This window comes from Afipia felis ATCC 53690, assembly GCF_000314735.2.
GTDB lineage: Bacteria > Pseudomonadota > Alphaproteobacteria > Rhizobiales > Xanthobacteraceae > Afipia > Afipia felis.
On sequence record NZ_KB375270.1, the window covers coordinates 825,816 to 840,184 of the forward strand.

At 57.6% G+C, this 14,369-nt stretch carries 14 protein-coding genes; 10 read left to right on the forward strand and 4 right to left on the reverse strand.

Annotated elements, in window-relative coordinates; all coding sequences use genetic code 11:
• The first annotated feature begins 2 nt into the window (after positions 1-2).
• The 4 genes from HMPREF9697_RS04065 (at position 3) to HMPREF9697_RS04080 (ending at position 5,000) form a co-directional block, all read left to right on the forward strand.
• Positions 3-1,382, forward strand: coding sequence for a VpsF family polysaccharide biosynthesis protein (locus HMPREF9697_RS04065; protein ID WP_430642232.1), 1,380 nt, complete (start codon positions 3-5; stop codon positions 1,380-1,382).
• A gap of 10 nt (positions 1,383-1,392) precedes the next feature.
• On the forward strand, positions 1,393-2,478 hold the full coding sequence (locus tag HMPREF9697_RS04070) for a glycosyltransferase (protein ID WP_002715886.1): 1,086 nt from the start codon (positions 1,393-1,395) through the stop codon (positions 2,476-2,478).
• A 114-nt stretch (positions 2,479-2,592) separates the two neighbouring features.
• Positions 2,593-3,555 (forward strand): acyltransferase family protein, encoded by a 963-nt coding sequence (locus HMPREF9697_RS04075; protein WP_002715887.1) that lies wholly within the window; start codon positions 2,593-2,595, stop codon positions 3,553-3,555.
• 2 nt (positions 3,556-3,557) lie between these two features.
• Positions 3,558-5,000, forward strand: a complete 1,443-nt coding sequence (locus HMPREF9697_RS04080; RefSeq protein ID WP_002715888.1) for a lipopolysaccharide biosynthesis protein — start codon at positions 3,558-3,560, stop codon at positions 4,998-5,000.
• Here the strand turns inward: HMPREF9697_RS04080 and HMPREF9697_RS04085 are convergent, their stop codons facing one another.
• A complete protein-coding gene (locus HMPREF9697_RS04085) occupies positions 5,001-6,101 on the reverse strand; it encodes an endo-1,4-beta-xylanase (RefSeq protein WP_002715889.1) in 1,101 nt (366 codons plus the stop codon).
• Between the two features lie 183 nt (positions 6,102-6,284).
• On the opposite strand from HMPREF9697_RS04085, the gene HMPREF9697_RS04090 reads away from it, so the two are divergent.
• From HMPREF9697_RS04090 to HMPREF9697_RS04110, 5 genes are all read left to right on the forward strand, one after another.
• Positions 6,285-7,082 carry a WecB/TagA/CpsF family glycosyltransferase gene (locus tag HMPREF9697_RS04090; protein WP_002715890.1) on the forward strand — a complete coding sequence of 266 codons (798 nt, stop codon included), beginning with the start codon at positions 6,285-6,287 and terminating at the stop codon, positions 7,080-7,082.
• Positions 7,079-8,338, forward strand: coding sequence for a glycosyltransferase family 4 protein (locus tag HMPREF9697_RS04095; RefSeq protein ID WP_002715891.1), 1,260 nt, complete (start codon positions 7,079-7,081; stop codon positions 8,336-8,338). The genes HMPREF9697_RS04090 and HMPREF9697_RS04095 overlap by 4 nt, the downstream gene beginning before the upstream one ends.
• Positions 8,339-8,355: 17 nt before the next feature.
• Positions 8,356-9,579 carry a glycosyltransferase family 4 protein gene (locus tag HMPREF9697_RS04100; RefSeq protein WP_002715892.1) on the forward strand — a complete coding sequence of 408 codons (1,224 nt, stop codon included), beginning with the start codon at positions 8,356-8,358 and terminating at the stop codon, positions 9,577-9,579.
• Positions 9,580-9,654: 75 nt separating this feature from the next.
• A complete protein-coding gene (locus HMPREF9697_RS04105; RefSeq protein WP_002715893.1) occupies positions 9,655-9,993 on the forward strand; it encodes a hypothetical protein in 339 nt (112 codons plus the stop codon).
• A gap of 345 nt (positions 9,994-10,338) precedes the next feature.
• Complete coding sequence (locus HMPREF9697_RS04110; protein ID WP_244597865.1) at positions 10,339-11,034, forward strand: class I SAM-dependent methyltransferase; 696 nt, start codon at positions 10,339-10,341, stop codon at positions 11,032-11,034.
• Positions 11,035-11,044: 10 nt separating this feature from the next.
• Here HMPREF9697_RS04110 and queC read toward each other — a convergent pair whose 3' ends face one another.
• Entirely contained in the window at positions 11,045-11,752 is a 708-nt protein-coding gene (gene queC, locus HMPREF9697_RS04115) for a 7-cyano-7-deazaguanine synthase QueC (protein WP_244597866.1), read from the reverse strand.
• 122 nt (positions 11,753-11,874) lie between these two features.
• Here queC and mazG point away from each other — a divergent pair, with 122 nt between their 5' ends.
• A complete protein-coding gene (gene mazG / locus HMPREF9697_RS04120; RefSeq protein ID WP_002715896.1) occupies positions 11,875-12,705 on the forward strand; it encodes a nucleoside triphosphate pyrophosphohydrolase in 831 nt (276 codons plus the stop codon).
• A 3-nt stretch (positions 12,706-12,708) separates the two neighbouring features.
• Here mazG and hflX read toward each other — a convergent pair whose 3' ends face one another.
• Together hflX and hfq are read right to left on the reverse strand one after the other, a co-directional pair.
• A complete protein-coding gene (hflX, locus tag HMPREF9697_RS04125) occupies positions 12,709-14,100 on the reverse strand; it encodes a GTPase HflX (protein ID WP_002715897.1) in 1,392 nt (463 codons plus the stop codon).
• A gap of 9 nt (positions 14,101-14,109) precedes the next feature.
• Entirely contained in the window at positions 14,110-14,358 is a 249-nt protein-coding gene (gene hfq, locus HMPREF9697_RS04130) for an RNA chaperone Hfq (RefSeq protein ID WP_002715898.1), read from the reverse strand.
• Positions 14,359-14,369 lie beyond the last annotated feature (11 nt).

The following is a 14,369-nucleotide window of genomic DNA, read 5'->3' on the forward strand; positions in this document are numbered from 1 at the left end:
TTGTGCAGCCGGGGCATACGAGGACAGTCCTCCCTCATCCTCGGCGCACCTCTTTTCAGAAATCGAAAATTGATCAGTCCTCCACGGTTCACGCACTGATCGATGCCGCAATCGTTGGGTTGATGGTGCTGGCCATAATGGCCCTGCTCGGCTTGTCGTCCTCCATGCTGACCAATCTGAAGGTGCATTACGTCACCAGCGGCGGCATTTTTCTCGAAAAGGTGCACGTGGCGACTTATTGCGTTTTTGCGGCCTTCTTTCTTTGTCTGATCCGTCACGGCAGGCCGATCAACGATCTGCTGTCAAGTCTTGCGAATGCACGGCTGACGCTTGTTCTGTTCCTGTGCTGGATTGCGCTGTTCTTTCAGATCGTCGCTCTCAAGCGGCCCTTTACAACAATCATCGACTCCTTCCTGCTGCCGCCGATGATTTGTCTCGTTGTGTGGCAACTGACGGAGCAGCAGCGGCGTGTGCTCGCCTGGGCCTTTCATGCCGGTATTCTGCTTAACGTCGTGCTCGGATACTACGAGTACTTTTCTGGCCATCGGCTGATCCCGCTGACTGTCGGAAATATCATCGTGTTTGGCGAATGGCGATCGGCTGCTCTGCTCGGCCACCCGCTGACCGCATCCGGCCTGATCGCGGCTTACGTCATGGCGCTGCTGGTGCGCCCGACGATTCTTCCTACCGTGATCAGATTACCGGTCATGGCGTTTTGCTTTGTGTCGTTGATGGTGTTTGGCGGCCGCACAGCTTTAATGACAGCGTTGGTTGTCATGGGATTCCTTGTCGGATGGAAAAGCTTCCGCTTCGCTCTCGGCGGGCGGATGTCGCTGCTCGGAATCATCGCGGCCATGTGCATTGCTTCGCTGCTTGTGGGTGCTGCGTTCGCAGCTTTGAGTTCCGGAATCTTCGACAAGATGTTGCTGCGATTTTCATCGGATAACGGCAGCGCGATGGCACGGTTTGCAACGTTGAATTTGTTGCATTACCTCGACTGGACGGAACTTATTCTCGGCGCCGATCCGGACCGAATCACGGGACTGCAATCGCAGCTTGGACTGAATTACGGCATCGAGAATTTCTGGATCTCGTGCGTCGCCCAATTCGGACTCGTTCATACCATTCTGATGTCAATCGGGTTATTTTGCTTCTTCATCGACCTCACTCGCAGGTCGGATCGCGGTGTGTGGGCAATCTACCTTTTGATGTTGATGATCGCGGCAAGCTCGGTCAGTTTTTCATCGAAGAACATTCAATTGGCTCAATTCATCGCTCTCATCACGCTGCTTCTGCCGAAGCAGTGGCGGCTGATCGAGGGTCGCCCGGTTCGGCGAAGTGGACCGGCGCCACGTCTTGCGTTGGCACATGCAACGCGATGAGGTGTGTGGAATGACCATCTATGTCGATCATACCCACCTTGGACGGCACGTGACCGGCCTTGAACGGATCACACTTGAATTGTTCTCGCGGGAAGCTCTTTCACCCTTGCCGGTTGTTCCGGTAACGGCGAAAGGAACGCGTCAGATGGTCATACGGCAGACGCTGGGGCTTCCGGCGAAGCTCGCGCTTTCAAACGCTATTCTGCTTTGCCCAGGCTTCCCTCCAAGTCCTCTCCTGCGCTCTTTCGCGTCGCGTGTTCTGCCATATTTTCACGATGACTTTCTCATCTCTCGCCGTGCCGATCTCAATCGGCGCGCGCGGCTCTATATGGCAATGCCCTTCAAGTTGGCGCTGCAAAGCTACCCGCGTTGTCTGACAAATTCGGAAACGACGCGTGGGCGCTTGAGACGATATAGCCGTACGGACGCAGATATCATGCTCTACCGTCCGTCCGTACGGAACGTGTTCAACGTTTCGGATGACATGCGTGCGGAGCGCGTATCGAACGTCTCGTCCATTCGCTTGATTGCGCTCGGTACAGTCGAGCCGCGGAAGAATCTCGTTGCGGCGGGCCGAATTCTAATTGCACTCCGTGCGCAAGGCTTTGCCGACGCGACGCTGGACATCATCGGCAGACGCGGCTGGGGACCAGATTGGGAACAACTCGAACAGATTCCGGGTGTGACTTTGCATGGATATCAATCAGCCTTCGGCGCGGCCGATCTTTTCGACAAGGCCGATGTGTATATCTGCACGTCTCACGATGAAGGGTTGGGGCTTCCCCTGCTCGAAGCTCAATACAGCGGGCTGCCGATTGTGGCGCCGGATGCCGATGTGTTCCGGGAGGTTCTGGGACACTCTGGGCTTTTTATTGACCCCACGGACCCGAACACTTCTGCCGGAAGCATCGCTCGCCTTGTTGCGACGAATGGCTGGAGGCGGATTCACGTGCAACAGGCGCGAAAGAACCTTGCGCGGTGGAATGGCCTTGCGGCGTCCGACCGTAATGCCGTCCTCGACCTGATCGCACGCATGGCGCGGAGGTCATTGCGTGATCCGACGGCCATCAATAACCGTTCGATTGCCGCGCGCTGATCGCTTGGAGATTTTCTGCAGGTGCAAATAACGACTGCGACAGACGATCCGGCAACTTGGGCTGACGCGACAGCGGTTCCCGCCGCAAAGCCGCGCGATATCACGATCGACAGCATGCGCGGTCTCGCGATCCTGATGGTAATCGGCATTCACTCCCTGCCCCAACCATTGACCGCGAACTGGAGCATTGCGCTGGATGCGGCGTTACGGCCGTGTGTCCCCATTTTCCTTTTCGCGTCAGGTGTGATGTCTGCAGGCAAAGCTGACATTCCGTTGGGGCGTCGTCTGGCGACGGCCATCGTGCCCTACATGATCGCGTTCGTTGCGGCCTATGCGTACATGGCGCTTCACAATGCGAGCATGGATCATCGGCCTCACGTGGCACTGGCGCGATTTGGATTGGCTTATGTGTTCGTGTACTATTATGTGTTCGTCTATATTGGCTGCACCGTGGCTCTCTGGCTGCTTCTCAAGCTCGTCAGGGCATCGGGAGGTGGGCACGACAATCTGTTGACATTCCTGGTCGTTGCTATCGGATTTGGCCTTCTGACAGGCGCTTATCTCGATCCGTTGCTTGCGAAGCTGGATGTCTCGCCGTCTCTGATCGAAGAGGTGCGGATGCGGGATATTCCCTTTTGGTTCGCGTTTCTCGCAGTCGGGCTTCTCATCGGAACATTCCAGCTGAACGAATTCCTGAAAGGTCGAAGGTCGGTATTGCTGCTCGGCGTTATGGTTTCCTATGCGATCTATGCCAGTGTCCGCCTGTGGCAGATCGGCGACGCGGCCGATTATGATTCTTTGGCATTTTTTGCCTACTCCTCTCTCGCAACCTTGGCGCTGTTTACGGTGCGCGTCGCATCGCCTGCGCTGGCGGTGCTCGGATCGGGAAGTTATTTCATTTACCTCTGGCACATTTTTATCGTCATGGCCCTGCGCGATCACGGTGTCTTCGATCGCTTTACACCCGCGGTCGGATTCGTCATCTCGTTCACAGCGACGACTTTTATGATCGTTCTTGTGCTCGCCTGCGTCCGGCACGTTGCTCCTGCAAAAATGCTGCGCTGGATCGGAGCCTGACGATGCTGCTGAGGCACACCCTTCTTTATATGCCGGCACAGGTGATCGGTCCGGTATTCCAGCTTCTGGCGATGATCGTGTGGACGCATGTCGTCAGCGATCACACGCTTGGCATCATTACGTTGATTACCGCCACACACGAGCTGCTGCAGATCGGATTTCTGTCCTGGTGGTCGCAATATGCGCTTCGCTTTTTGGGACGTCATGAAAGCGCGGGCGACGTACAGCGATTCTATGCGACGGAAACCTTCGTTATTCTCGTGTCCGTTGTCTTGCAGAGCTTCGCAATCGTCGGTGTCGTGCTGGTGGTAATTGCGCCGGACGCAAGCCCCTTGCTTCTCACCGCGAGTGTTGGTTACGTCATTTCCAGAACGTTGAATCTTTATATCGGTGAGCGGGCCCGCGCCCGCCATCAGATCGGAATCTATTCCATTCAGCAGATTGTCGGTCCCTCGGCCGGGCTTTTGCTTGGACTTCTTCTCATTCATTTGTTTGGTCCAATGCCGGAGTGGCCGCTGGCCGGCTATTGCGTTATGCAGCTTCTCGCAGCGCTGGTGGTGTTGCCCTTCATGGGATACAGCCACCGCCTATGGCCGATTGATCGCGAGATTTTTCGGCATGCCCTACATTATGGTGTGCCGATCATTATCGGTGGTGGACTGGGCTGGGTCGGCCTGAATGCATCGCGCTTTATTCTCAATGACATGATGGGCGTCGCTGCGGCGGGTTTGTTCGCCGTTGGTTATGGACTGGGTCAGCGCGCCGCGGCGGTCGCCGCAATGCTGGTAACGGCGGCTGCCTTCCCCCTCGCCGTGAAGCACATGGAGCAAGGTGGCAGTCAAGCCGCGATGAGCCAGCTCGTCGACAACAGCGCGCTTCTGTTTGCAATCCTTGTTCCGAGCATCGCCGGAATCTATTCGCTTCGTGCGGAGATCGTTCACCTGATGATCGCGGCTCCTTTTCAGGCGGCGACGCTGGCGATTCTGCCGCTGTCTGCGCTAGCGGGCTCAATCCGGAATCTGCGCGCCCATTTCGGCGATCAGGTATTCCTGCTGCATAACCGAACACGGCTAATTGTGGTGGTGTCCTCGATCGATGCGATCGTCACCGTCGTTCTGAGTGTCATTTTCATCCATCGTTGGGGACTCGTCGGGGCTGCAGCAGCAACGGTCGCGTCGGCCTGCGCTGCCGCCACGGTCAGCTTTGCCATCGGCTTTACGAAATTTGGTCTAACGCTGCCAGTTTCACATCTCCTGCGGTCAGGTATTGCGACTGCCCTGATGATGGTGGTTTTACACCGGCTGCCAGAGGCGACGAGTTTCGCGGGCCTTGCACTCCACATCGCGACCGGTGCCGGCGTCTACGCGGTAACGCTCACCGTATTTTATGCGCGAAGCTTGTTTCAGTTTTGGATCGTTCGCGCGCACCAGCCTCTTCGAGGTTAGTTACGCTTTGCGCACGCTGGTGAATGCGCGATGCATCGCGTACCAGAGAGGTTTCTTTTTAAGGTTCGCATCATATGGCAATGGGCGCGGCAATCGCACAGCGGACGGATCCTTCTTTTTGGCCATATCTGTATAGAACGAATAATTGTCGGCCAGTTCCCATGCGATGACTGCCTTGACTCTGGGAATGTTAAGAACGTTGTCGAGAAACGTCTCCGCGGTTTTTGCCACCATGGCGTCCCGGGTGGCCGTGTCGTCGGGATAGGTATCATCTCGCACGTCGAATTCCGTGATGTAGATATCGACGTCAAGTTCACCAAGTTGGTGGACGAAATCGACAAATCGCGCGGGATCGTGCGGATATTTCGGCTGCAGATGGCCTTGCAGGCCGACAACGTCGAGACGAACGCCGGAATCTTTCAATCTCTTCACGAGATCGAGCAACCCCGCGCGGACAGCGAGTCCGAGAGTATCGTCACGCTCCGTCTGCGCTTCGTTGAGAGCGAATTTGGTCGTCTTGTCGACTGAGCCGGCGCGCTCGTAGGCGCGACGAATATAGTCCGTTCCGAACGCGTCGTACCACGGACCTAAGCGATATCCTCCCGGAGCCTTGTGTCCAGGCCAGAAGGGTTCGTTCACGATATCCCATGATTGCAGCTTTCCGACATATCGCCCGACGACATCTTCGATATAGCCGTCAAAGAATGAGCGTCGCTCGGCAGTCGTCATACTGCGTATCCACTGCGGAACCCATTCGTTCCAGATAACGCAGTGACCGCGCATGGCAATTCTGTTTGTCGTGCAGAACTGCAACAGCTTGTCCGCTGCTTCGAAATGCTTGGTGCCAGGCTGCGGTGCGACGCTGCCCATCTTCAAGGCAGTATCTGTCGTCACGATGCGTGTCTGCGATGTATAGAGGTCGCGGTAGCCGATATCGTGATCGATTGCGCCGCTTGCGGCGGCACCAAACATCACATTCTTGCTTGCTGCAACATCACCGAGACTGTCTGCGATAGCCGCGTGCGAGTTCGTTTTGCACAACGAGGCAATCATTGTTCCGGAGAGTGTTGCAATCATATCGCGTCGCGTGATGTGTGGCATGAATGTATCTCCTGACGTGACGAGAAAAATTATTCATGTGTTGTGAGTCCGATGCCATGCTTGCGTCGCAATAGTCCATTTTGATGACGATCGAACATCGAAATGAGTCATCGATGTTGCTCACGCAATGCTTGGCGTGTTCGTGCGCGAGTACCGACGACAAACTGTCATCAGGGGATCGACATGTTGGACACGTCTTTGGCGCGCTCGCGCCATAATCTCACGGTCGATGGAGTTTCCATCAATGTTCCATCAATACCGGAGGCTATTTCATCGGTAATTGATGCGACCCAGCGCGGAGAAAAATTTTCCGTTTGCACACTCAACCTCGATCACGTTGTTCAGCTTGAACGGCGCGCCGATTTTCGAAATGCCTATCGTCGTGCGAAATTCGTGACGGCGGACGGGTTTCCGATCGTCATCTTGAGCAGGCTCCTGGGGACGCGCATCCAGCGCACTACTGGCGCCGATTTGGTTGAGCCGCTATGTGCGGAAGCGCAAAAGCGAAACCTGTCGATCTTTCTGCTTGGCTCGAACAACATCACGCTCGCAGAAACCGCGAAGGCTCTCTCGCAGCGTTATAAGGGCATTCGTTTCGCAGGATTCTTTTCACCGGGGCCGAATTTCGATCCCTACTCCTCAGAGGCAGATTTCGCCATCGAAAGCATCCGCCGCTCGGGGGCGCGATTGTGTTTTCTGGCGCTTGGCGCGCCGAAGCAGGAAGTGTTTGCCGCGCGCTGCCTCGACCGGCTGGAGAGCACGGGTTTTCTTTGTATTGGCGCTGGCCTCGATTTCATCGCAGGCACGCAAAAGCGTGCGCCGACGATCACCCAGAAGATCGGGCTCGAGTGGGCCTGGCGGATGCTGAAAAATCCAAGACGCCTTGGGCCACGTTACGTGAAGTGCATGGTCCTGGTGCCGAGACTGGTCTTGAAAACGCTTCCCCAAATCATCAATGCCCGCACGAGGACCATCGCATGACATCAACCGTGACCCTTGCCCAGCGTGCGCGCAACCTCCATCGCCGTTATCAGATCTGCCTGATCCATCCGTTTGATCCGCGCGGAGAAAAAGTCGGCGGTTTGGAAACCTATATCCGCGATTTCATTACTTTCCATCCGCCGGATACGGATCTTTTGTTTATCGGCGTTGATTCCATCGGCGATCTTGAGATCGGAAAGGTGCGCCGCCTTTCCTTCCGCGGGCGGCAGTTCGATTTTATGCCGATCTTGCACTATTCCGATGAGCAGGCACGTGAGGCGGCGAAGACTATCCGCTCATCCCTGACCGGCCAGTTCTTCATGGCTCTGCTGCGGAATTTTCGGGCGATCGCCCGCCTGATCCGCACGCGGAAGTGCAGCATCGATCTGCGGCGCGTGGAATTCGCGTGGCTACCGGTCATTCTACGCCTTCCCTTCGTTCAGATGCTGCATGGAGAAGGTGCACCAAAACTGAAGATGGATTCGCTGCTGCGCAAATATTCGTTCGTACATAATGCTGGCGAACGGTTTGCGATTGCCACAAGCGAGAAATTCCTGTGCGTCAATCCGTTCATCACGGAGCGGTTGCAGAAAACCTATCCTAACCAGAAGGGAAAGATCGATACCCTGTGGACATGGGTGAACACTGATATATTCCGTCCACAGCCGTTCCCTTCGATAGATCTGCCGTTTCGCGTAATCTTCGCCGGCCGTCTCGACGAATTCAAACAGCCGCCATTGATGTTCAGAACGATCGCGCGGCTGCGTGACAGGCTCGAAGGGAAACTGGAATTTCATTATGTTGGAACCAGCGATCCGACGCGCTTCGCTGAGTTCGAGGACATCGCGGGCATCACCATTCGTCACGGGTTCAAGGACGCGACCGGCATGGCGGCGACTATCGCATCGGCTCATGCCGGGATTCTGACGTCGGAATTCGAAGGCATGCCGCGCTGCGTGCTCGAGACGCTCGCCATCGGCCGCCCGGTCGTCGCGATGCACCTGCCTCAACTCGAGTCAGTCATTCACGACGATGTCAGCGGCTATCTGGTGCCACGGGAAGGTTCGTTGGACGATATGGCGGAGATGCTGACGGAGCGCTTTCTGGCGGTTCGGATGGATATCGCCAATGGCCGGATGCAGCCGGAGGCGGTAGCCGCTTCGATCGAAAGCTTTACGCCAGGCACCCAGCTGGCGCGCGTGTACCACTATCACCAGGAAATCCAGAATGCGCGCCGTCCGCTTGTCATGGCGTAACGTCACGAGGATTTGCCGTGAAAATTTTGCTACTGACCAGTGAGTTTACGCCGGCGAATGGCGGAATTGGAACGTATGCGCGCGGAGTCGCGACCGCGGCGTGGGAGCTTGGTGCGGAAGTCACCGTCGTTGCACCGGATTATGGCAACTCGACGGATGACAGAGACTTTCCATTCAAGGTGTCGCGTTTCAGGGGCGGCTTACACTCCATGCGCGATCTTCCGGCCAAGATCCGGCTGGTTCGCGGCGAAACCGCCAAAGCTTATTACGATATCGTCCATGCGGCGGATTGGCCGTTCTTCATTCCTGTGGCGATGTCACGTCATCAGATCAACGGCCGGATGATGATGACCGTGCATGGCACGGAGATCAACGAAACCCAGACGCCGCTCAAGCGCCTCGCCATTCGCGGTGCCGGCGTGTTCGGCCCCCGCATGGAAATTGTCGCCAACAGTAGCTTTACCCGCGATCTGTTCTGCGACAGGTTTCCGATCAGCCAGGAACAGATTAATGCCGTGCCACTTGGCGTTTCCGATTTCTGGTTTGGTCCGCGCACGCGTCGCTCCCGCGCACGCTGGCAATATGGAATTGAATCGACGCGCATCGCAATGGTGACGGTTGCCCGGATCACCCGGCGCAAGGGACACCACCTGACCTTGGCGGCGCTCGAACGTCTGCCCGAAACCATCCGAGAATCCATTACATGGCTGGTGGTCGGGCCGCCGGGCGAATCCGATTACGTTCAGGAATTCCGCGAGATGGTCGAGCAGTCGTCTTGCGATGTTCGTCTTCTGGGTGCTTTGCAGGATGAGGAAATCCGTGACCTTTATTCCGGCGCCGACTTCTTCTGCCTGACCGGGGTTCCGGATTCATCTGGCCGTGTCGAGGGATTCGGTCTTGTTTATCTCGAGGCGGCAGCCTGCGGCTTGCCAAGTGTGGCGTCGGCTATCGGCGGCGTTCCCGATGCGGTGATGAATGGTACGACTGGCCTGTTGACTGAAGCTGCGCCGGACGCCGTGGCCGATGCCATCTCGCAAATGGTTGTAAATGCTGATCGGCGGATCACTCTCGCAAACGCGGCAAAAGTTCACGCTCACGAGATGTCATGGCGTCGTTGCGCAGGTGACACCTATGGCATGCCCCATACCTCGCCCTCTCATCCTGTGCCCGGCACCGGACAGATCAGATTGGTTCCCATGTTCGAAGGTGCGACGGACATACGGCATCCTGCGGTACATTGAGCCATGCGGAGGCTACTGTTTGTCTGCGTTGCGTTTTGTATCGGATGTCAATCAGCATTCGCAGCCGACGGCTGCATGAGAAGCCGCGAGTATCTGCTGGGCGGCATGGCGGGCGATCTTGTGATGCCGATTGCGGCTTATAAAGACCTATTCAAGATTTGCTCTGCCACGGCGATCATGCCGAATGTGAAGAATGCTTATATCCTCAAGGATGGCGGCATCGCCGTCACGCCGAAACAGGATACGATTGCGGCAACGGCTGCCACCTTGTCGCAATTCTGCGAATCCAACCCGCGTGCCACGCTGCGCTTTCTCACGAAGCGGGATCTGAAGCTCAGCCGTTCGATCCTCGATATCGTCAGAATGTCCTCGACGTCCTCGACGCCCTGCAAGAAGCTCAAGGGCCTGAACTAGCGGCTGTCCCATTCAGAACCACATTGGAATCTTTGCGTTGACTGGGTCGGTTGCTCTTTGAGGCGCGACCTACGTCGAGATACTGCTTGAGGTTTGATGGTCCACGTCAATCGTCTGTTGTGTTGTCCGCGTTGTCATTCGAAGCTCCATCTCAACGAGACGCCTATTCGTTGTTCCGGAATAGCTTGCGTCTATTCAAAAACAGGATTCCCACGCGCGGCAGGCCAACCCGTCCTCATTGATTTTGAGCGCAGTATTTTTGAACGAACGGCCTATAAAGACGATCGTGGCTCAGTCTTTGAGCGGGATGACAGTGGCCGAGGATACGCGCTCCGCCTGAGGCGGATGCTGACCGGTTCCAACCCCGTCACGCCGGAAAAATCGAAGGAGATGATTCAACTCCTTGGTTGCGAGACACATAGGCCTGTCGTGCTTGTGATCGGCGGCGGAGCGATCGGCGCTGGCGCTGATCCGCTTTATACCGCGCAGGGCATCGAAATCGTCGGTACAGATGTCTATGCATCAACGAACACGGATGTCGTGGCTGATGGGCATTTCCTGCCGTTTCAGAACGAGACGTTCGATGCCGTCTGGATTCAAGCGGTCCTTGAACATGTGCTCGATCCACCCGCCGTCGTCGAGGAAATTCACCGTGTGCTGAAGCCCGGCGGCATCGTCTATGCTGACACACCGTTCATCCAGCAGGTACACGAACAGGCTTATGACTTCACACGGTTCACATTGAGCGGTCATCGCTGGCTGTTCAGGCGTTTTGAGGAAATCGATTCGGGCCCGGTTGGTGGCGCGGGTAAGGCACTGGTCTGGTCGATCCGCTATGTTGCGTTGTCACTCGGGCTGAACACCCGCCTTGCTACGCTCGCCGCGCTACCGTTCTTCTGGCTACGGTTCATCGATTATTTTGCGAAGCCGGGTCCGAAATCCGACGCCGCAAGCGGAGTCTTTTTCTTCGGCCGTCGTTCCGACAGAGCCCTGAGTGCCAAGGATATGCTGCGCTATTACGCAGCCAAGCGTGTCCGCTGAAGCGCCGATATCAAGCAGCCTTGTACTTAGCCCAGCCCGCCGCTCGCAATCGGCACGCCGGGCATTCGCCGCAGCCATATCCCCAGTCGTGAAGCGCACCACGCTCGCCGAGATAGCATGTATGCGAGTGTTGAATGATCAGGTCGACGAGCGCCTCGCCACCAAGTTCATCCGCCAATTCCCATGTCTGTGCTTTGTCGCGCCACATCAGCGGCGTATGCAATTCAAACTCTCGACCCATGCCCTGATTGATCGCGGCGTTGAGCGACTTAATCGTCTCGTCGCGGCAATCGGGGTAGCCGGAGTAATCCGTCTCGCACATCCCACCGACGATATGGCGGATCCCGCGCCGGTAGCCGAGCGCGGCCGCGAAGGTGAGAAATAGAAGGTTGCGTCCAGGCACAAAGGTATTAGGCAGGCCGTCCTCTTTCATCTCGATGGCGATGTCGCGCGTTAGCGCCGTATCCGAAATCTCGGCCAGAGTCGGGATAGCGAGCGTATGCGCTTCGCCGAGCCGCGCCCTCCACTCCGTCTTGATGCTTTTGAAACCGTCAATCAGGGCCGCGCGACACTCCAATTCGATGGCGTGCCGCTGGCCGTAATCGAAGCCGACAGTTTCGACGCGCTCGAAGCGCGACAGTGCCCATGCGAGGCATGTCGCGGAATCCTGACCGCCGGAAAACAGCACCAGCGCGGCATTTTCGGGTGTTTTGTCCATGGCTCGATCTACCATTCGGGATGGGTGCCGCCAACCTGGGAATATCCGGCTTAAGCGGATTTGAGGCTGGGCGAATGCGGGCCGATACGGCATAGAAGAGTATCCCACAATCCTGGTGCTGCATGAAACCGCCGTCGAATCCGACCGACATCTCCGCCCTTCTCCAGATCATGGCCGCTCTGCGAACGCCCGGCAGCGGCTGTCCGTGGGATCTGGAGCAGACGTTCGAGACGATCGTGCCCTACACCATCGAGGAAGCCTACGAGGTGGCAGATGCAATCACGCGACGCGATCTAGGTGATCTGAGGGAGGAATTGGGCGATCTACTGCTGCAGGTCGTTTTTCATGCGCGCATGGCAGAAGAGCAAGGTGCTTTTGCTTTCGGGGACGTGGTTGCTGCCATTGTCGCAAAGATGATCCGCCGGCATCCGCATGTATTCGGCGAGAAGGCCGGACGGATGTCTCCGGCCGAAGTGAAAGATAGCTGGAGCCGCATCAAGGCTGAGGAAAAGGCAGAACGCGCCGCGCATCGTGGTGAAGCGCCCGCCTCGCTGCTTGCCTCGGTGAAATCCGGACAGCCTGTGCTAGCCCATGCGCTTGCACTTCAGGAGAAGGCATCAACCGTTGGATTCGACTGGAACGATCCGCGCGCGGTGCTCGCCAAGATCCGGGAGGAAGCTGACGAGATCGAAGCGGCCCTCGATGGCGGCGACGTGAAGGAAATCGCTGCGGAAGCCGGCGATTTGCTGTTCGCCGTCGTCAACCTTGCGCGTCATGCCAAAGTCGATCCGGACATGGCGCTACGTGCCACTAGCGCGAAATTCGAGCGGCGCTTTGCCTATATCGAACAGACATTGACGAAGCGTGGCCAGGCGCTCGATCAGGCCACACTCGATGAGATGGAAGCGCTCTGGTGCGAAGCCAAAGCGCACGAGAGTAGCGATGCTGGATAAGTCTCAGTCGTCCTGATCGCGCGGCACTGCGCCAAACCGCGCAATGGCAATATCGCGCTTGGTCTCGTCGACGCGGATCACCATGTCGAAACGGTCGCCGTCGAGATGCTTGTCGAGCACTTCGGCATTGCGGTGAATCCAGCTGATGCCCGCGCCATCAGTCGCATCGATGCGAAGGTCAAGCGTGATCCGCGTGGCGGCGAGCCGTTCCTCGATCGCCGCAAGCAGCGCGTCGATGCCCTCGCCGGTTTCCGCCGACACCAGAAAGCACGGACGCTCTGGCGGTCGCCGCGCAGCGATGCGGGCAAGGTTTTCGCGCTCCTCCGGCGAAAAGCGGTCGATCTTGTTCCAGACCTCGATGAGGCGATGGCCGGCATCGGTATCGATGCTCAATTGCCGCAGCACCTGATCGACATCGCGCTCCTGTGCTTCCGCATCCTCGTGAGAGATATCGCGGACGTGCAGGATGACGTCTGCCTCGATCACCTCTTCCAACGTGGCGCGGAACGCTGCCACCAGCATCGTCGGAAGATCCGAGATGAATCCGACGGTATCGGAGATCATTGCCTTGCCGCCGTGCGGCAGCTTGAGCGCGCGCAGGGTCGGATCCAGCGTAGCGAACAGCATGTCGGCCGCCTGCACCTCCGCACGCGTGAGGCGGTTGAACAGCGTCGATTTGCCGGCATTGGTGTAGCCGACGAGAGCGACGACGCGATACGGCACGCGTTGGCGTCCGGCGCGATGCAACCGCCGCGTTGCCTGCACTTTCTTGAGATCGTTCTCGATGCGGGTGATGCGCTCGCCGATCATGCGGCGGTCGGCTTCGATTTGGGTTTCACCCGGGCCGCCCATGAAGCCAAAGCCACCGCGCTGACGCTCAAGATGCGTCCATGAGCGTACCAGACGGCTGCGCTGATAGATCAGATGCGCGAGTTCGACCTGCAGCGTGCCTTCGCGAGTCTTGGCGCGGCGGCCGAAGATTTCGAGAATCAGCCCGGTGCGGTCGAGCACCTTGACGTTCCACTCCTTCTCGAGATTGCGCTGCTGGATCGGTGACAACGCGCAATCCATCACCACGAGCTCGACCTCGTGTGACTTGATGAGACCTAGGATTTCCTCGACCTTGCCCGTGCCGAGATAGGTCGCTGGACGAATCTCGGACAGTGGCGCGATCAGCGCCTCGACGACGACAAGATCGATTGCCCGCGCAAGACCGGCCGCCTCGTCGAGGCGGGCTTCGGGATCGCGCACGGCGTCTGTCTGGGATGCGATATCGGCACTGCCTCGGCGCAAACGCCGATACGGGCCGACAACGAGCACCCGGCCCGCCGTTCGTCCCTGTGCCGGTTGCCCCCCCGGCCGGTCGGCTGCCCCGCCGAAACTATGCGGGTCCAATCAAAACCCTCAAGCTGGTGCGTCCTCGCCGCCCTCGAACAGCGAGATCGGTGCGCCCGGCATAATGGTCGAGATCGCGTGCTTGTAGACAAGCTGCGAATGACCGTCGCGCCGCAGCAGCAGGCAGAAATTGTCGAACCAAGTGACAATGCCCTGCAGTTTGACACCGTTGACGAGGAAGATCGTCAGCGGGGTCTTCGATTTGCGAACGTGATTGAGAAAAGTGTCTTGCAGATTCTGTGCGCGATCGGCTGCCATTGTTATTTTTT